Source organism: Actinacidiphila glaucinigra (genome assembly GCF_035918135.1).
GTDB lineage: Bacteria > Actinomycetota > Actinomycetes > Streptomycetales > Streptomycetaceae > Actinacidiphila > Actinacidiphila glaucinigra.
The window spans coordinates 6,016,230-6,033,903 of sequence record NZ_CP109144.1 but is presented as its reverse complement, the minus strand read 5'-3'; the positions used below and the strand labels follow the sequence as shown (position 1 = coordinate 6,033,903).

The following is a 17,674-nucleotide window of genomic DNA, read 5'->3' as shown; positions in this document are numbered from 1 at the left end:
CTTGTCCTCTGAAATATAACTTCATAGGTTTCCGGTCAACGCTCCAGCCGAAGAGAAGGGTTCCCCGCCGATGGAGGGAACGGCCAAGGAAACGGACACCGGCACACCCGCCATACGCCTGCGGGACCTGCGCAAGTCCTTCGGCCAGGTGCACGCGGTCGCCGGGGTGGACCTGGAGATCGCCGACGGCGAGTTCTTCTCGATGCTGGGCCCCTCCGGTTCCGGCAAGACCACGGTGCTGCGGATGATCGCGGGCTTCGAGGCCCCCACCGCCGGCACCGTGGAGCTGGCCGGCCGGGACGTCACCCGGCTCGCCCCCTTCGAGCGGGACGTCAACACCGTCTTCCAGGACTACGCGCTCTTCCCGCACATGACGGTGGAGCAGAACGTCGCCTACGGGCTGAAGGTCCGCAGGGTGCCGAAGGCGGAGCGGATCGAGCGCGCCCGCGCGGCGCTGGCCTCGGTCCGGCTCGAGGGGTTCGGCGCGCGCCGCCCGGCGCAGCTCTCCGGCGGCCAGCGGCAGCGGGTCGCGCTGGCCCGCGCCCTGGTGGGCCGTCCCCGGGTGCTGCTGCTCGACGAGCCGCTGGGGGCGCTCGACCTCAAGCTGCGCGAGCAGATGCAGGTCGAACTGAAGGCGATCCAGCGGGAGGTGGGCATCACCTTCGTCTTCGTCACCCACGACCAGGAGGAGGCGCTGACCCTCAGCGACCGGATCGCGGTCTACCACCAGGGCCGGATCGAGCAGGTCGGCACCCCCGCAGAGGTGTACGAGCGGCCGGCGACGCCCTTCGTCGCGGGCTTCGTCGGCACGTCCAACCTGCTCACCGACGGCGCCGGGACCTACAGCATCCGTCCGGAGAAGATCCGTCTACTGGGTCCCGGCGACCCCTCGGACGCCTCGGACGCGTCGGACGCCTCGGACGACGGGCTGCGCACCGTCTCCGGCACCGTCGCCGAGGTCATCTACCTCGGCGACACCACGCGCTTCCTGGTCGACCTCGACGAGGGCGGCCGGCTGACCGCCCTCCAGCAGAACCAGGAGACCTCCTCGGCCGACGTCGCCGCCTACCGGGGAACCCACGTCCGCCTCCAGTGGCACCGCAGGCACAACGTCACCGTCCAGTCCCCCCACCCGGAAACGGAGCCCACGTGCGTCTGACCCGTACCCTCGCAGCCTGTACCGTCCTCGCCCTGGCCACCGCCTGCGGCGGCTCGTCCTCGCCAGGCAAGGGCTCCGGCTCCTCCGGCGGCGCCTTCACCCCGCCCAAGCTCAGCGCGCCGAAGGCCCTGGGGGAGACCGAGGGCGCGGTCAACCTGATCGCCTGGGCCGGCTACGCCGAGGACGGCTCGAACGACAAGTCCGTCGACTGGGTCACCCCGTTCGAGAAGGAGACCGGCTGCCAGGTCGACACCAAGGTGGCCGGCACCTCCGACGAGATGGTCAGCCTGATGAAGACCGGCCAGTACGACGCCGTCTCGGCCTCCGGCGACGCCTCGCTGCGCCTCATCGCCTCGGGCGACGCGGCACCGGTCAACACCGGCCTCGTCCCCAACTACAAGGACGTCTTCGCCAGCCTGAAGATGCAGAAGTGGAACTCGGTGAACGGGGTCGCCTACGGCGTCCCGCACGGCCGCGGCGCCAACCTGCTGATGTACCGCACGGACAAGGTCTCCCCCGCCCCCACCTCCTGGTCGGCGGTCTTCGACAAGGCCTCGCCCTACAAGGGCCACGTCACCGCGTACGACTCCGCCATCTACCTCGCGGACGCCGCGCTCTACCTGATGAAGACCAGGCCGGAGCTCGGCATCAAGGACCCGTACGCGCTGGACCAGAAGCAGTTCGACGCCTCCGTCGCCCTGCTGAAGGAGCAGAACGCGAACGTCGGCGAGTACTGGAGCGACTACCTGAAGGAGATCTCCTCCTTCAAGAGCGGCGACTCCGTCATCGGCACCAGCTGGCAGGTCATCGCCAACCTCGCCAAGGCCGAGAAGACACCGGTCGAGGCGGTCCTGCCGAGCGAGGGCTCCACCGGCTGGTCCGACACCTGGATGGTCTCGGCCAAGGCCCAGCACCCCAACTGCGCCTACAAGTGGCTGGACTGGATCGTCTCGCCGAAGGTGAACGCCCAGGTCGCCGAGTGGTTCGGCGAGGCCCCCGCGAACGAGAAGTCCTGCGCCCTGACCTCGGACAAGAACCACTGCACCGTCTTCCACGCGGCCGACGAGCCCTACTGGAAGCAGGTCCACTTCTGGAACACCCCGATCCCGCAGTGCCTGGACGGCCGCACCGACGTCCGTTGCGTGCCCTACGCCAAGTGGGTCCAGGCCTGGACCGAGATCAAGGGCTGAGCCGTCCGTGACCACCACGCCGACCACGACGGGCGGCACCCTCGGGCGGCGGCTGGCAGGTTCCCTGCACCGCCGCCCGCGGCTGCGGCTGTCGCTGCTGCTGTCCGCCCCGCTGCTCTGGCTGGTCCTGGCCTATCTGGGCTCGCTGGCCGCGCTCTTCCTCTCCGCGTTCTGGACGACCGACCCCTTCACCTCCGACCTGGTCAAGGTCTGGAGCACCGACACCTTCCGCACCGTCCTCACCACGGACGTCTACCGGGACGTCGCCCTGCGCAGCATCGGCGTCGCCGTCGCGGTGACCGTGATCGACGTCGTCATCGCCTTCCCGATCGCCTTCTACACCGCCCGGGTGGCCGCCCCGAGGTACCGGCACCTGCTGGTCGTCGCCGTGCTCACCCCGCTCTGGGCGAGCTACCTGGTCAAGGCGTACGCCTGGCGGATCATGCTCTCCGAGGACGGGCCGCTGGACTGGGCGCTGAGGCCGCTGGGCCTCAGCGGCCCCGGCTACGGCCTGCCCGCCGCGATCATGGTGCTGGCCTACCTGTGGCTGCCGTACATGATCCTGCCGATCCACGCCGCGCTGGAGCAGCTGCCGGCCGGCCTGCTGGACGCCTCCGCCGACCTCGGGGCCCGGACCTGGCGCACCTTCCGGTCCGTGGTGCTGCCGATGGTGCTGCCCTCGGTCGCGGCCGGCTCGGTCTTCACCTTCTCGCTCAGCCTCGGCGACTACATCGCCGTGCAGATCGTCGGCGGCAAAACCCAGCTGATCGGCAACGTCGTCTACTCCAACATCACCCTCGACCTGCCGCTCGCCGCGGCGCTGGGCACCGTGCCGGTCGCGGTCATCGTCGTCTACCTGCTGGCCGTGCGGCGCACCGGCGCGCTCCGGAGTCTGTGAGGCCCCTGACCATGCGACTCTCCCGTCCCGCCCGCATCGCCCTGCGCGTCGCGGCCGCGCTGGGCTTCACCGTCATCTACGTGCCGCTGCTGCTCGTCCTGCTCAACTCCTTCAACGCCGCCCGCGGCTTCGGCTGGCCCCCCTCGGGCCTGACCCTGCACTGGTGGGCCGACGCCTGGCACAGCTCCGGCGCCCGCGCCGCGCTGTGGACCTCGGTGAAGGCGGGCCTGGGCGCGACGGCGGTCTCCCTGGTCCTGGGCACCCTGATCGCCTTCGCCGTCGCCCGGTACCGCTTCTTCGGGCGGGAGGCGCTCTCCTTCGTCGTCGTGCTGCCGATCGCGCTGCCCGGCATCGTCACGGGCATCGCCCTCAACACCGCGTTCCGCACGGTCCTGGAGCCGCTCGGCGTCGGGCTGGGCCTGTTCACGGTCGTCGTCGGGCACGCCACCTTCTGCGTCGTGGTCGTCTTCAACAACGTCGTGGCCCGGCTGCGGCGCACCTCCGGCTCGTACGAGGAGGCGGCGATGGACCTGGGGGCGAACACCTTCCAGGTCTTCCGCGACATCACCTTCCCTCTGGTGCGCACGGCGCTGCTGGCGGGCGGGCTGCTCGCCTTCGCCCTCTCCTTCGACGAGATCGTCGTCACCACCTTCACCGCGGGTCCCGGTGTCCAGACCCTCCCCGTGTGGATCTTCAGCAACATGGCCAGGCCGCAGCAGGCCCCCGTCGTCAACGTGGTGGCCGCGGTGCTGATCGTCGCGTCGGTGATCCCGGTCTACCTCGCGCAGCGGCTGTCCGCCGACTCCGCCTCGGGAGGCCGCCTCTGAGCCACGGGTGCACGGAGGTGAGGGGTCCGTGCCATGCATCCGCCCGGATAAGGCAGGCTTGTACCCGTGCCAGAACCCGCGCTGAACGCATTCGACCCCGCCCGCGACCACTCCCACACCGCCACGCTGAAGAGGCTGGAGAAGTCCTCGGGGCGCCTGGCGGCGGCCGCGATCGCGCGGATGGACGCGCAGCTGCCCTGGTACCGGGCCATGCCGCCGGAGAACCGCTCGTGGATCGGACTGGTGGCCCAGGCGGGCATCGCGGCCTTCACGGAGTGGTTCCGCCACCCGGAGACCCCGCAGGCCATCAGCACCGACGTCTTCGGCACCGCCCCGCGGGAACTGACCAGGGCGATCTCGCTGCGCCAGACGGTGGAGATGGTGCGCACCACCATCGAGGTCATGGAGTCGGCGATCGACGAGGTCGCGGCCCCCGGCGACGAGTCGGTGCTGCGCGAGGCGCTGCTGGTGTACGCGCGGGAGATCGCCTTCGCGACGGCCCAGGTCTACGCCCAGGCCGCCGAGGCGCGCGGCGCCTGGGACGCCCGGCTGGAGTCCCTGGTGGTCAACGCGGTGCTGTCCGGTGAGGCGGACGAGGGCGTGCTGTCGCGGGCGGCGGCGCTCGGCTGGAGCTCCCCCGACAAGATCGCGGTGGTCCTGGGCACGGCGCCCAACGGCGACAGCGAGCTCACCGTCGAGGCGATCCGGCGGGCGGCGCGGCACGCCAAGCTGCAGGTGCTCACCGGAGTGCTGGGCGACCGGCTGATCGTGGTCGCGGGCGGCGACGGGGACCCGCTGCGGGTGGCCAAGGCGCTGATCGGGCCGTTCGCGGCCGGGCCGGTGGTGGCCGGGCCCCTGGTGGGGGACCTGCTGGCGGCGTCGAAGTCCGCGCAGGCCGCCGCCGCGGGCCTGCGGGCCTGCGCGGCCTGGCCCGACGCGCCGCGCCCGGTGCTCGCCGACGACCTGCTCCCGGAGCGCGCGATGGCGGGCGACCGACACGCCCGCGATCAGCTGGTGGAGGAGATCTACAGGCCGTTGGAGGAAGCTGGTTCGGCACTGCTTGAGACTCTGTCCGTCTACCTCGAACAGGCCTCGTCACTGGAAGGGGCCGCCAGGATGTTGTTCGTTCACCCCAACACCGTTCGCTACCGGCTGCGACGTGTGACGGACGTCACCGGCTGGTCACCCTCGGACGTGCGCTCCGCATTCACCCTACGTATCGCGCTCATCCTGGGCCGACTCTCCGAGTCGGGGCAGACACCGTAGATGCGCTGAGGGCTTTTGTGGGACACCAACAAATCGCCCGTCGGTTCTTGGTCCCTGTCCCCACGGGCGGGGATCACCTCGCTCAAGAGAGAGTTGAAAGCGTGCTCGTACTCGTCGCTCCCGGCCAGGGCGCCCAGGCCCCCGGCTTCCTGAACCCTTGGCTCGAACTACCCGGTGTCGCCGACCGTCTCGCCGGTCTGTCCTCGACCGCCGGGCTCGACCTCGCCCACTTCGGCACCAAGGCCGAGGCCGAGGAGATCCGTGACACCGCCGTCGCCCAGCCCCTGCTGGTCGCGGCCGGTCTGCTCGCGGCGGAGCAGCTGTTCGGCGACCCGGCCGCCGCGCGTTCCGCGCTGGGCGCCGTGGCCGGTCACAGCGTCGGCGAGATCACGGCGGCGGCCGTCGGCGGCGTACTCAGCGCCGAAGCGGCGATGACCTTCGTCCGCACCCGCAGCACCGCGATGGCCCAGGCCGCGGCCGTCACCGAGACCGGCATGTCGGCCGTGCTCGGCGGCGACCCGGACGCCGTCGTCGCCCACCTGGAGAACCTCGGCCTCACCCCGGCGAACATCAACGGCGCCGGCCAGATCGTGGCGGCCGGCACGATGAAGCAGCTCGCGGAGCTGACCTCGGACAAGCCCGAGAAGGCGCGGGTCATCCCGCTGAAGGTGGCGGGCGCGTTCCACACCCACCACATGACCCCGGCCATGGCCGTCCTCGACGAGCTGGCCCAGACGCTGGCGGTCTCCGACCCCGCGCTGCCGTACGTGTCCAACACCGACGGCACGGTCGTCGCCTCCGGCGCCGAGATCGTCTCCCGCCTGGTGTCGCAGGTCTCCAACCCGGTCCGCTGGGACCTGTGCATGGAGACCTTCAAGGAGCTCGGCGTCACCGCGATCATCGAGCTGGTGCCGGGTGGCACCCTGGTGGGCCTGGCCAAGCGCGCGCTGCCCGGCGTCGCGACCCTGGCGCTGAAGACCCCGGACGACCTCGAGGCCGCCCGCGCGATCGTGGCCGAGCACGGCACCCAGGAATAGGAGTCCCCGCAGACATGGCGAAGATCAGGCCCAGCAAGGGGTCCCCGTACGCGCGCATCATGGGCGTCGGCGGCTACCGGCCGACCCGTGTGGTGCCCAACGAGGTGATCCTGGAGAACATCGACTCCAGCGACGAGTGGATCCGCTCCCGCTCCGGCATCGCCACCCGGCACTGGGCCGGCCCGGACGAGACGGTCGCCGAGATGTCGGTCATCGCGGCGGGCAAGGCCATCGCCGACGCGGGGATCTCGGCCGAGGACATCGGGGGCGTCATCGTCGCCACCGTCTCCCACTTCAAGCAGACCCCGGCCGTCGCGACCGAGATCGCGCACCGGATCGGCGCCGGCAAGCCGGCCGCATTCGACATCTCGGCGGGCTGCGCGGGCTTCACGTACGCGGTGACCCTCGCCAAGGGCATGGTCACCGAGGGCAGCGCGAAGCACGTCCTGGTGATCGGCGTCGAGCGGCTGAGCGACCTGACGGACAAGACGGACCGTGCCACGGCCTTCCTCTTCGGCGACGGCGCCGGCGCGGTCATCATCGGCCCGGCCGACGAGCCCGAGATCGGCCCCACCGTCTGGGGCTCCGAGGGCGACAAGTCCAACACCATCACCCAGACCGTGGCGTGGGACCGCTTCCGCGTGGGCGACGTCTCGCAGCTGCCGGTGGGCGAGGACGGGGAGCTGAAGTTCCCCGCGATCACCCAGGAGGGCCAGACCGTCTTCCGCTGGGCCGTGTTCGAGATGGCCAAGGTGGCCCAGGAGGCCCTGGACGCCGCCGGGATCACCGCGGACGACCTGGACGTCTTCATCCCGCACCAGGCCAACATGCGCATCATCGACTCGATGATCAAGGCGCTCAAGCTGCCGGAGCACGTCGCGGTCGCCCGCGACATCGAGACCACCGGCAACACCTCCGCCGCGTCGATCCCGCTCGCGATGGAGCGTCTGCTCGCCACCGGACAGGCCAAGAGCGGCGACACGGCACTGATCATCGGTTTCGGGGCAGGGCTCGTCTACGCCGCCACTGTCGTTACCCTCCCCTAGGCAACACCTACGCGGCGCGCACTCCCGCCCGCCGCAGCCCGTAGTAACCAGCACGAAGAAGGAGAGCGCCGCCATGGCCACCCAGGAAGAGATCGTCGAGGGTCTCGCGGAGATCGTGAACGAGATCGCCGGCATCCCGACCGAGGACGTCCAGCTGGACAAGTCCTTCACCGACGACCTGGACGTCGACTCGCTGTCCATGGTCGAGGTCGTCGTCGCCGCCGAGGAGCGCTTCGAGGTCAAGATCCCGGACGACGACGTCAAGCAGCTGAAGACCGTCGGCGACGCCGTCGACTACATCCTCAAGGCTCAGGGCTGAGCCTGAACCACCCCTGGACGACGTGTCTGTCGCCCGCCCTTCTAGACGTGGAGAGACAATCCCTGTGAGCCCGACCAATCACACCGTGGTCGTCACCGGTATCGGCGCAACCACTCCGCTGGGCGGGGACAGCGCGTCGACCTGGGAAGGGCTGATCGCCGGGCGTTCCGGCGTCACCCCCCTGAAGCAGGACTGGGCCGCCGAGCTGACGGTGCGCATCGCCGCGCAGATCGCCGTCGAGCCGCTGGAGGTCCTGCCCCGACCGCTCGCCCGCAAGCTGGACCGCTCGGCGCAGTTCGCGCTGATCGCCACCCGTGAGGCCTGGGCCGACGCGGGCTTCACCGCCAAGGCCGGCGAGGACAGCTCGGTCGACCCCGACCGCCTGGGCACGGTCATCGCCTCCGGTATCGGCGGCGTCACCACCCTGCTCGACCAGTACGACAACCTCAAGACTTCCGGCCCGCGCAAGGTGTCCCCGCACACCGTGCCGATGCTGATGCCCAACAGCCCCTCCGCCAACGTCAGCCTCGAGGTCAACGCCCGCGCCGGTGTGCACACCCCGGTCAGCGCCTGCGCCTCCGGCGCCGAGGCCGTCGGCTACGCGTACGAGATGATCCGCTCCGGCCGCGCCGACGTCGTCGTGGCCGGTGGCACCGAGGCGGCGGTGCACCCGCTGCCGATCGCCGCGTTCGCCAACATGATGGCGATGTCCAAGAACAACGACGACCCGCAGGGCGCCTCCCGCCCCTACGACAAGGGCCGTGACGGCTTCGTCCTCGGCGAGGGCGCCGGTGTCGTCGTCCTGGAGTCGGCCGAGCACGCCGCCAGGCGCGGTGCCCGGGTGTACGCCGAGGTGCTGGGCCAGGGTCTGTCGTCCGACGCCCACCACATCGCGCAGCCGGAGCCCACCGGCCGCGGCATCGCCGCCGCGCTGGAGCAGCTGATCGCCGCGACCGGTCTGGACCTGGCGCAGATCGCGCACCTGAACGCGCACGCGACGTCCACCCCGCAGGGTGACGTCGCCGAGGTCAAGGCGCTCCGCAAGGTGCTCGGCGACCACCTCGACCACGTGGCCATCTCGGCCACCAAGTCGATGACCGGTCACCTGCTGGGCGGCGCCGGCGGCATCGAGACGGTCGCCACCGTCCTCGCCCTGCACCACCGGATCGCCCCGCCGACGATCAACATCGTCGAGCTGGACGACGAGATCGACCCGGGTCTGGTCTCCACCGAGGCGCGGAAGCTGCCCGAGGGCCCGATCGTGGCCGTCAACAACTCCTTCGGCTTCGGCGGCCACAACGTGGTCATGGCCTTCAAGGCCTGAGCCGTACGGCACCCCTGAGGGCCGGTCAGCCGCTCGCGCGGCCGACCGGCCCTCCGCCGTTCCCGGATCAGGGGCAGCCGACGACCTGCCCGGCCCAGGACAGCCCGCCGCCGAAGCCGAGCAGCAGTACGGGAGCGCCCGGGGTGAGCTCGCCGCGCTCCACGAGCTTGGAGAAGGCCAGCGGCACGGAGGCCGCGGAGGTGTTGCCGGAGTCGACGACGTCATGGGCCACCACCGCCTGCGGGGCGCCCAGCCGACGTACGACGGCCTCGATGATCCGCAGGTTGGCCTGGTGCGTCACGATGCCGCCTAGGTCGCCGACGGCGACACCGGCGCGCCGGCAGGCCTCCTCCGCGATCGGGGCGAGGGTCGTGGTGGCCCAGCGGAAGACCGCCTGGCCGTCCTGGGCGAAGCGGGGCTGCCAGGCGCCGGCCAGCCGGACGGCGTCGGCGCGGGTGGGGTCCGAGCCCCACACGACCGGTCCGATGCCGGGGAGCGTCCCCGGGGCGGCATCGGCGGCGCTGACGACGGCGGCGCCGGCCCCGTCGCCCAGCAGGACGCAGGTGCTGCGGTCGCTCCAGTCGGTGAGGTCGGACATCTTCTCGGCGCCGATGACCAGGGCGTGCCGGGCGGCACCGGCCCGTACCGAGTGGTCGGCGGCGGCGAGCGCGGTGGTGAAGCCCGCGCAGGCGTTGTTGAGGTCGTAGGAGGCGGGCGCCGTCATGCCGAGCCGGGCCGCGACCTGGGCGGCGGTGCTGGGGCAGCGGTCGACGGCGCTGGAGGTGGCCACGACGACCAGGTCGACGTCCGAGGGGTCCAGGCCCGCCGCGGCGAGCGCCTTGCCGGCGGCGGCGCTCGCCATGTCGGCGACCGTCTCGTCCTCGGCGGCGATGTGCCGGGTCGCGATGCCGGTGCGCTGCCGGATCCAGGCGTCGCTGGTGTCGACCATGGCGGCCAGATCGTCGTTGGTGAGGACACGTTGCGGCTGGTGGTGACCCAGGGCGGCGATGCGGGATGCAGTCATGGCGGCACTATAGCGACCGATCGGTCGGACTCTAAAGGGAGAGAGGTGGCTACGATGGCCGCATGAGCCCACGCAAGTCCGCCGCCGAGGCGCGCCACACCCGTGAGCGGATCATCGAACGCAGCGTCGCGGTCGCCTCCGTGGAGGGCCTGGAGGGCCTCACGATCGGCCGGCTCGCGGCCGACCTCGGGATCAGCAAGTCCGGGCTGCTGGGGCACTTCGGTACCAAGGAGGCCCTGCAGATCGCCGCCCTGCGGCGGGCCTCGGAGATCTTCACGCGCGCCGTGTGGGTGCCCGCCGCGGGGGCCGCTCCCGGCCTCGCCCGGCTGACCGCGATCTGCGAGGCATGGGTGACCTACCTGGACCGGGAACGCGAGGCCTTCCCCGGCGGCTGCCTGTTCACCGCTTCCGCCGTGGAGTTCGACGGCCGCGAGGGGCCGGTACGGGAGGCGGTCGCCCGGCTCTACACCGTCTGGCGGCGCCGGCTGACCCGCGACATCCGGGCCGCGGTCGAGCACGGCGAACTGCCCACCGGCACCGACCCGGAACAGCTCGTCTTCGAGCTGAACGGGATCTACTTCTCCCTCAACCACGCCGTGCAGCTCTTCGGTGACGCATCCGCCCCCGATCGCGCCCGGCGTGCGCTGCGGCGCGTCCTGAGCTGACGAATCAGCCCTTCGGGGGGATTGGCCCGGTCCTCCGGATGGCCGCGCGCGGCACCGCGCAGGATCTTGTCCATGAGCATCTGGCTGAGGGGGGCCGGCCTCACGGCGGCCGCGGCGCTGACGGTGCTGGGGCCGTGGGTGGCCGGGGGGACGGCGTACGCGCACGATCCACCGGGGCCACCGGGCCCGCCCATGGTCCGCTTCCTGCCCGACGGCACCGTACGTGTCGAGACCGGCGGCGGCGCCGTCCGGGTGGAGACCCGCGACGGGGAGACGCGGGCCCGGGTCACCCACGGCGGGGACACCGTGGACGCGCGCACCGGCAAGGGCGGCTCGTCCGCGACCGTCCGGCGGCGGCACTGCCCCGCGTACGAGTCGACGGTGAACGCCCGCACGGACAGCGGTGGTTCCCGGGGCTCGGTGTCCTGGCGGCACCCCTGCGGACCGGCGCCGCGCCCCACCCCCGCCCGCCCCGTGCGCCGCGCACCGGCTCCAGCGCCGACGCCCACGCCGACCCCGACGCCGACCCCCACCCCGACTCCGACGCCCACGCCGACCCCGACGCCGACCCCCACCCCGACTCCGACGCCCACTCCGACGCCCACACCGACGCCGACGCCGACCCCCACCCCGACGCACCGCGCGGAACTCCCGCCGGTCGCCTACCGCAAGGCGAGCGCGCCGCCCCCGCCCGAGGGGCCGAGCATCGTCCACCTCATGCTGCTCGTCACCGCCCCGGCGGTCCTGTCCGCCGCCGCGCTCAAGCCCCGCTCCCAAGCCCGCTCACGGAGGTGATCGATGTCGGACTGGCTCGTCCTGGGCATCGCGATGGCCGCGGCCTGCGCCGTGGTGCTGACCATCGTGCTCATCAACCAACGCCGCGTCGGCGATGACGACGACCCCTCGGAGACCCCCGACGTCATCGAGTACATGACGATGATGATCGGCGTGGTGTACGCCATCGTCCTCGGCCTCGCCATCGCCGGCGTGTGGGAGGCCCGCGGCGGCGCCGAGGACACCGTCCACCGCGAGACCCAGGCCCTGCACGAGGTGCGGCAGCGCGTCCAGGTCTACCCGGCGGCCGTCCGCGACCAGGTGCGCGCCGATGTGGACTCGTACGTCTCGTACGTCGCGCACACGGAGATCCCCTACATGCTCAAGCACGGGGAGAACACGCAGCGCGGCTCGGAACTCCTCGACAAGGTGCGCCGCGATGTCACCGACTTCGAACCGCGCACCCCGCTGGCCAACCAGGCGTACCAGCCGATCGTCGACCAGGTCGCGGCCGCCGACGACGCGCGCACCGGACGCGGCGAGAACGCCGGACCGACCATGCCGGGGGTGGTGTGGTTCGGTCTGATCGCCGGCGCCCTCGTCGCGGTGGGACTGATCTTCAGCCTGCAGATCCGGCGCTCCCGGCGCGAACTGGTCCTCGCCGGGCTCTACAGCGCCCTGATCGCCTTCCTGCTCTTCCTCATCTGGGACCTGGACGCCCCGTTCGGCCGGGACGCCGCCGAGGCGGCGGCGTCCTTCACCAGCCTCTTCCCGCACATCGGATGATCACTTCTCGAAGCTCGCGAAGTACGAGGCCGCCATGTCCTCCTCCCCGTGGCCGAGTTCGGCCGCACGGCGGAAGCGCTCGGCACCGGCCGCGGCCACGTCGAGCCGCACCCCGACGGACTCCCCCGCCTCCACGATCAGCCGGGCGTCCTTCTCCGCGGTGTGCACGGCGAAGCTGGGAGTGAAGTCGCCGGCCAGGATCGACGCCGCCTTCGCCTGCAGGTAGCCCATGTCGAGTGCGCCGCCGGAGACGGCCTGGAGGAAGTCCGCGGCGTCCACGCCGAGGCCCTTCGCGAGCGCGAGGGCCTCGGCGGTGCCATGGGTGACGGTGAGCACCCAGCTGTTGATCACCAGCTTCAGGCGGCTGGCCGCGCCTTCGGCCGCGTCCTCCCCCGTCCACACGGTGCGGCTGCCGATCGCGTCGAAGACCGGTGCCACCGCCTGCCGCGCCTCCTGCGGCCCGGCGGCCAGCACCAGGAGCTGCCCGTTCTCGGCGGGCTGCCGGGTGCCCAGCACGGGCGAGTCCAGGAAGACGACGCCGTGCTCGCGCGCGAACTGCGCGAACGCCCCGAGGGCGCCCACGCCCGCGGTGGTGCACTGCGCCCACACCGCGCCCTTCCGCAGCGCCGGCGCCGCCTGCCGCATGGCCTGTAGGGCGGAGTCCGCGTCGTGCAGGATGGTCAGCACCACGTCGGCGCCGTCCACCGCCTCCGCGGGTGTGTCGCAGACGCGTGCGCCGTCCTTGCCGAGCGGCTCGGCCTTCTCCTTCGTACGGTTCCACACACGGACGTCGAGGCCGGCCTTGACGAGGTTGCGGGCCATCGCGGCACCCATGATGCCGGTGCCGAGAACTGCTGCTGAGGTGGTGTCGGACATGACTGCCACGGTACGACGGACCAATCCGAAACGCTCGCGGCGCCGAATGCCGGACGGGACACTTGTCCGCGACCCACGGAATCGAACGCTGGAGGTGTGGTGAGGGAACCGCTGCGGTTCGGCAGGCCCGCACGGCAGGGCCCGGACCTCTCGGAGCTGCTGCTCGCCGTCGCGCGCGGCGACCAGGAGGCCTTCGCCCGGCTGTACGACGCCGTGAGCGGACCGGTGCTCGGGCTGGTGCGCGGAGTGCTCAGGGACCCCGCCCAGTCGGAGGAGGTGACGCAGGAGGTGCTGGTGGAGGTGTGGCGCACCGCCGCCCGCTTCCGGCCGGAGAAGGGCAGCGCGATGACCTGGGTGATGACCCTGGCCCACCGAAGGGCCGTGGACCGCGTGCGGTCCGCCAGCGCGGCGGCGGACCGCGAGCAGAAGGCGGCGCTGCTGGAGCGCACCCCCGCCTACGACGAGGTCACCGAACAGGTCGAGGCCCGGCTGGAGGCCGAACAGGTGCGGCGCTGCATGCGCACCCTCACCGAGGTGCAGCACCAGTCGGTGACGCTCGCCTACTACCGGGGGCTGACCTACCGGGAGGTCGCCGAACTGCTGTCGCTGCCGCTGGGCACCGTCAAGACCCGCCTCCGGGACGGCCTGATCCGGCTGCGCGACTGCCTGGGGGTGACCGCGTGAGCACCGAGGCCGAACTGCACACCCTCACCGGCGCCTACGCCGTCGACGCGCTGGCCCGGCACGAGCGCGCGGAGTTCGAACGTCACCTCGCGGAGTGCGAGGCCTGCGCGCTGGAAGTCCGCGAGCTGGGCGCGACCGCCGCCCGCCTCGGGCTCGCGGCGGCCGAGCCCGTCCCGCCCCGCATGAAGGACGACGTCATGCGGCTCATCGTCAACGTGCGGCAGGAGCCGCCGTCGGTGCCCGAGCCGCCGCGCGCCGCCGCCCGCGCGACGCGCCGCCGCGCCCCGCAGCCCGCACGGCGCCGCGTCCGCTTCGCCCTCGCGGCCTGCCTCGCCGCGGCCGCGGCACTGGGCGGGGTGGCGGTCTGGCAGCAGCAACAGCTCGGCGACCTGCGCCAGGAGAACCGGCAGACCCAGGCCCAGGCGGAGCAGATCTCCCGGGTCCTGGCCGCCCCCGACGCCGTCACGACCTCCGCGAAGCTCGCGGGCGGCGCCAGCGGCACCGTCGTCGTCTCCCGCAGCCAGGACCGCGCGGTCTTCTTCGCCCACGGCATGCCCGCGCTGAGCGGGAACCGGGTCTACCAGCTCTGGTACGCCGACGGCGGCACGATGCGCTCCGCCGGCCTCATGCCGAAGCCCTCCGGCCGCGACACCACCCAGGCTGTGCTCCTCCAGGGCGCCGTCGACGGCGCCTCCGGCATGGGCATCACCGTCGAACCCCCCGGCGGCTCCGCCAGGCCCACCTCCGACCCCCTGGCCCTGATGGACTTCCCGGCGTGACGCCGCCGCGCCGCGCACCGCGCCGCACCCCGTCCGGTGCGGTGCGCGGGGGCGGGCCGCCCGGCCGGAGGCACGGCTTCGCCCGCGACACGGCACCCCGGCCGGACCCCGGGCAGCGCCTCCCCCGAGGACACCGCCACGCGAGCACCCGTACAACCACTCCGTGACGGTAGGGCTCCGCCTACCGAAGCCCGGGGAGCCCCCGTCCCCGAGGGCAGCCGGGCGAGCCCCGCCCACGGGGCACAGCCGTGCCCGAGCGCCCGGGGACGCCCCATACCGGCCACCCGGCACGACGCAGGGTCACGCGGCCTCGCCTGCCGCTGCCCTGCGGCGCGGACCACCGCCCGAGGACCAGGAAGGCCTGGAGCCCCAGGAGAGCCCGGCCCCCATGGGGCGAGGGCCCCGCGCGGGGGACCGGACCCAACGCCGCCGTGGGGGCGCTCGCGAGGACGTGGCTCCCCGGGTAACGCCCAGGCTCGCGGGGCGCGGCGGGGCGCCTCACGCCGCGGCGGAGGGCGGCGCCATAGGCTCGCCGGGCGCGCATACCGGCCAGGAGGAGTGCAACGGACGTGACGACGACGTCGATCTGCCTGTTCACCGCCGATCTGCGGCTGCACGACAACCCCGTCCTGCGGGCCGCCCTCGACTCCGCGGAACGGGTCGTCCCCCTGTTCGTGCTCGACGAGGCCATCGAGGCCGTGGGCTTCGCCGCTCCGAATCGCGTCGCGTTCCTCGCGGACTGCCTCGCCGACCTGGACGAGGGGCTGCGCGAGCGCGGCGGGCGGCTGGTGCTGCGCCGCGGGGACGTGGCGCGCGAGACATGCCGGGTCGCGGAGGAGACCGGTGCCGGGCAGGTGCACGTCGCCGCCGGGGTGAGCCGGTACGCCGCGCGGCGCGAGGAGCGGCTGCGGGAGGCGCTGGCCGGGGCGGGGCGCGAACTGCGGGTGCACGACGCCGTGCTGACCGCGGTGCCGCCCGGTGCGGTGACCCCGGCCGGCAAGGACAGCTTCGGGGTGTTCACCCCGTACTTCCGGCGCTGGGAGAGCGCGGACCTGCGCGACCCGCTGGGCGCGCCCCGCGTGGTCCGCGTCCCGGACGGCGTGGCGTCCCGGCCGCTCCCGACGGCGCCGAAGGGCACGTCGCCCGGGCTGCCCGCGGGCGGGGAGACCGAGGCCCGCGAACGCTGGCGCGCCTGGCGGGCGTCGGGGCTCGCCGCGTACGAGGACCGCCACGACGACCTGGCGGGCGACGCCACCTCGCGCCTCTCGCCCCACCTGCACTTCGGGTGTCTGTCGGCCACCGAGCTGGTACGGCGCGCCCGCGACGCCGGCGGGCCCGGCGCTGACGCGTTCGTACGGCAGTTGGCGTGGCGCGAGTTCCACCACCAGGTACTCGCCGCCCGCCCCGACGCCGCCTCCCGGGACCTGCGGCCGCGCGGCGACCGCTGGCGCGGCGACGGCCCCGAGGCGGACGCGTGGCGCGAGGGCCGTACCGGATACCCGGTGATCGACGCGGCGATGCGGCAGTTGCGGCACGAGGGCTGGATGCACAACCGTGCGCGGCTGCTGGCCGCGAGCTTCCTGACGAAGACGCTGTACGTGGACTGGCGGATCGGCGCGGCGCACTTCCTGGAGCTGCTGGTGGACGGCGACGTCGCCAACAACCAGCTGAACTGGCAGTGGGTGGCCGGCACCGGCACCGACACCCGCCCGAACCGGGTGCTCAACCCCCTGGTGCAGGCCCGCCGTTTCGACCCGGACGGCGTCTACGTACGCCGCTGGGTGCCCGAGCTGGCCGAGGTGCGGGGCGGCGCAGTGCACCGTCCCTGGCGCCTTCCCGAGGCCGAACGGGAGGCCCTGGACTACCCAGCCCCGCTCGTCGACCTCGACGAGGCCCTCGCCCGCTTCCGCGGTGCCCGCGGCACATAGCACCCCACGGGTCGAGAGCCGCGGCGCCGGCCCGGGGCGTCGGGCCCCGGGCCGCCCGCCCCGAGACGGACACGGCTCCCGGCACGCGGGCAGTGCCGCCCGCCGGGAGCCACCCCCCATCGCCCGCCTCGATGCAGGCACTCGACCCATCTGAGCGAACCCACGTCGCGAAGCGCGGCGGCGGTGAAGCCCCGCCAGCCCGCGGACGTCGGCACCCGGACCGCCCGCCCCGAGGCGCCACCGGCCGCACCGTGACGCCCCCGCCCCCTCACCCCGGCGGAACGCCGCCCCGCTTCCGTGGGGGCCGGGGGAAGAAGCCGCTGGTGCGCAAGGCGTAGTCGGGCCAGCCGGGGCGGTCCGCCATGTGCCGTTCCAGCAGGGCCTTCCCGCTGCCCCGGGTCAGCAGGTACGACATCAGCAGCGGGGACACGGCGGACACCGCCGCGGCCTGCCAGGCGTCGCAGGCCACCGCGAACAGGCCCCACCACACGCAGAAGTCGCCGAAGTAGTTGGGATGCCGGGTCCAGCTCCACAGGCCGCGGTCCATGATGCGGCCCCGGTTCGCCGGGTCGGCCTTGAAGCGGGCCAGCTGGTGGTCGCCGACGGTTTCGAAGAGCAGGCCGGTGAGCCAGAGCAGCACACCGACCGCGACGGCCGGGCCGACCGGGCCGGGGATGTACGAGGCGGCCTGGACGGGCAGCGAGACGACCAGGACGAGCGCACCCTGCAGCAGGTACACCGCGCGCAGGGCGTAGGCGGCCCGGCCGCCGCGGGCCTTGGCCAGGAAGGCCTCGTAGCGGGGGTCCTCGCCGTGCCCGCGTCCGCGGCGGGCGATGTGGACGGCGAGCCGCAGGCCCCACACGGCGGTCAGCGCCAGCACCAGGGCGCGGCGGGCCGGGTCGCCGTGCCCGGCGGACATGCCGTACGCGGAGCCGGCGACCGCGGTGAAGGCCACGCCCCAGGCGACGTCGACGTAGCGGTGCCTGCCGCGGGACAGCGCGAAGGCGAAGGTGACGAGCATGACGGCGAGCGCGGCCCCGGCCGCCACCGCCACGCCCGTCCCGAACGCGCCCCAGGGGAAGCCGTCCATCG

Annotated in this window: 18 protein-coding genes; 15 read left to right on the top strand and 3 right to left on the bottom strand. The window is 73.1% G+C overall.

The window, feature by feature from the left end; genetic code table 11:
• The first annotated feature begins 70 nt into the window (after positions 1–70).
• The 9 genes from OIE69_RS27090 (at position 71) to fabF (ending at position 9,066) form a co-directional block, all read left to right on the top strand.
• Positions 71–1,159 carry an ABC transporter ATP-binding protein gene (locus OIE69_RS27090; RefSeq protein ID WP_326576378.1) on the top strand — a complete coding sequence of 363 codons (1,089 nt, stop codon included), beginning with the start codon at positions 71–73 and terminating at the stop codon, positions 1,157–1,159.
• Positions 1,150–2,349 (top strand): ABC transporter substrate-binding protein, encoded by a 1,200-nt coding sequence (locus tag OIE69_RS27085; RefSeq protein WP_326576376.1) that lies wholly within the window; start codon positions 1,150–1,152, stop codon positions 2,347–2,349. Before OIE69_RS27090 ends, OIE69_RS27085 begins: the two co-directional genes overlap by 10 nt.
• A gap of 7 nt (positions 2,350–2,356) precedes the next feature.
• On the top strand, positions 2,357–3,247 hold the full coding sequence (locus tag OIE69_RS27080; protein WP_326576374.1) for an ABC transporter permease: 891 nt from the start codon (positions 2,357–2,359) through the stop codon (positions 3,245–3,247).
• 11 nt (positions 3,248–3,258) lie between these two features.
• Positions 3,259–4,074 (top strand): ABC transporter permease, encoded by an 816-nt coding sequence (locus OIE69_RS27075; protein ID WP_326576372.1) that lies wholly within the window; start codon positions 3,259–3,261, stop codon positions 4,072–4,074.
• A 66-nt stretch (positions 4,075–4,140) separates the two neighbouring features.
• A complete protein-coding gene (locus OIE69_RS27070; RefSeq protein ID WP_326576370.1) occupies positions 4,141–5,340 on the top strand; it encodes a PucR family transcriptional regulator in 1,200 nt (399 codons plus the stop codon).
• 101 nt (positions 5,341–5,441) lie between these two features.
• Positions 5,442–6,377: an ACP S-malonyltransferase gene (locus OIE69_RS27065; RefSeq protein ID WP_326576368.1), complete on the top strand. Its 936-nt coding sequence runs from the start codon at positions 5,442–5,444 to the stop codon at positions 6,375–6,377.
• A gap of 14 nt (positions 6,378–6,391) precedes the next feature.
• Entirely contained in the window at positions 6,392–7,423 is a 1,032-nt protein-coding gene (locus tag OIE69_RS27060) for a ketoacyl-ACP synthase III (protein WP_326576366.1), read from the top strand.
• A gap of 73 nt (positions 7,424–7,496) precedes the next feature.
• Positions 7,497–7,742: an acyl carrier protein gene (locus OIE69_RS27055; RefSeq protein ID WP_326576364.1), complete on the top strand. Its 246-nt coding sequence runs from the start codon at positions 7,497–7,499 to the stop codon at positions 7,740–7,742.
• Between the two features lie 64 nt (positions 7,743–7,806).
• Positions 7,807–9,066, top strand: coding sequence for a beta-ketoacyl-ACP synthase II (fabF, locus tag OIE69_RS27050; protein WP_326576362.1), 1,260 nt, complete (start codon positions 7,807–7,809; stop codon positions 9,064–9,066).
• A 67-nt stretch (positions 9,067–9,133) separates the two neighbouring features.
• On the opposite strand, the gene OIE69_RS27045 is transcribed toward fabF, so the two are convergent.
• Positions 9,134–10,090 (bottom strand): beta-ketoacyl-ACP synthase 3, encoded by a 957-nt coding sequence (locus OIE69_RS27045; protein ID WP_326576360.1) that lies wholly within the window; start codon positions 10,088–10,090, stop codon positions 9,134–9,136.
• 62 nt (positions 10,091–10,152) lie between these two features.
• Between OIE69_RS27045 and OIE69_RS27040 the strand changes: the two genes are divergently transcribed.
• The 3 genes from OIE69_RS27040 (at position 10,153) to OIE69_RS27030 (ending at position 12,315) form a co-directional block, all read left to right on the top strand.
• Complete coding sequence (locus OIE69_RS27040) at positions 10,153–10,755, top strand: TetR/AcrR family transcriptional regulator (RefSeq protein WP_326576358.1); 603 nt, start codon at positions 10,153–10,155, stop codon at positions 10,753–10,755.
• Positions 10,756–10,827: 72 nt separating this feature from the next.
• Positions 10,828–11,550 carry a hypothetical protein gene (locus OIE69_RS27035; RefSeq protein WP_326576356.1) on the top strand — a complete coding sequence of 241 codons (723 nt, stop codon included), beginning with the start codon at positions 10,828–10,830 and terminating at the stop codon, positions 11,548–11,550.
• 3 nt (positions 11,551–11,553) lie between these two features.
• Positions 11,554–12,315, top strand: a complete 762-nt coding sequence (locus OIE69_RS27030; RefSeq protein ID WP_326576354.1) for a bestrophin-like domain — start codon at positions 11,554–11,556, stop codon at positions 12,313–12,315.
• On the opposite strand, the gene OIE69_RS27025 is transcribed toward OIE69_RS27030, so the two are convergent.
• Positions 12,316–13,191, bottom strand: a complete 876-nt coding sequence (locus OIE69_RS27025; protein WP_326576352.1) for an NAD(P)-dependent oxidoreductase — start codon at positions 13,189–13,191, stop codon at positions 12,316–12,318.
• Positions 13,192–13,290: 99 nt separating this feature from the next.
• Between OIE69_RS27025 and OIE69_RS27020 the strand changes: the two genes are divergently transcribed.
• The 3 genes from OIE69_RS27020 to OIE69_RS27010 all read left to right on the top strand — a co-directional run bounded on the left by OIE69_RS27020 (position 13,291) and on the right by OIE69_RS27010 (position 16,582).
• Positions 13,291–13,875, top strand: a complete 585-nt coding sequence (locus tag OIE69_RS27020) for a sigma-70 family RNA polymerase sigma factor (RefSeq protein ID WP_089222145.1) — start codon at positions 13,291–13,293, stop codon at positions 13,873–13,875.
• Positions 13,872–14,654 (top strand): anti-sigma factor, encoded by a 783-nt coding sequence (locus tag OIE69_RS27015; RefSeq protein WP_326576350.1) that lies wholly within the window; start codon positions 13,872–13,874, stop codon positions 14,652–14,654. The genes OIE69_RS27020 and OIE69_RS27015 overlap by 4 nt, the downstream gene beginning before the upstream one ends.
• A 569-nt stretch (positions 14,655–15,223) precedes the next feature.
• The gene (locus OIE69_RS27010) at positions 15,224–16,582 is read left to right on the top strand and encodes a cryptochrome/photolyase family protein (RefSeq protein ID WP_326576348.1); all 1,359 of its coding nucleotides are present in this window, start codon (positions 15,224–15,226) and stop codon (positions 16,580–16,582) included.
• Between the two features lie 268 nt (positions 16,583–16,850).
• On the opposite strand, the gene OIE69_RS27005 is transcribed toward OIE69_RS27010, so the two are convergent.
• Complete coding sequence (locus OIE69_RS27005; protein ID WP_326576346.1) at positions 16,851–17,672, bottom strand: DUF1295 domain-containing protein; 822 nt, start codon at positions 17,670–17,672, stop codon at positions 16,851–16,853.
• Between the last annotated feature and the right edge of the window lie 2 nt (positions 17,673–17,674).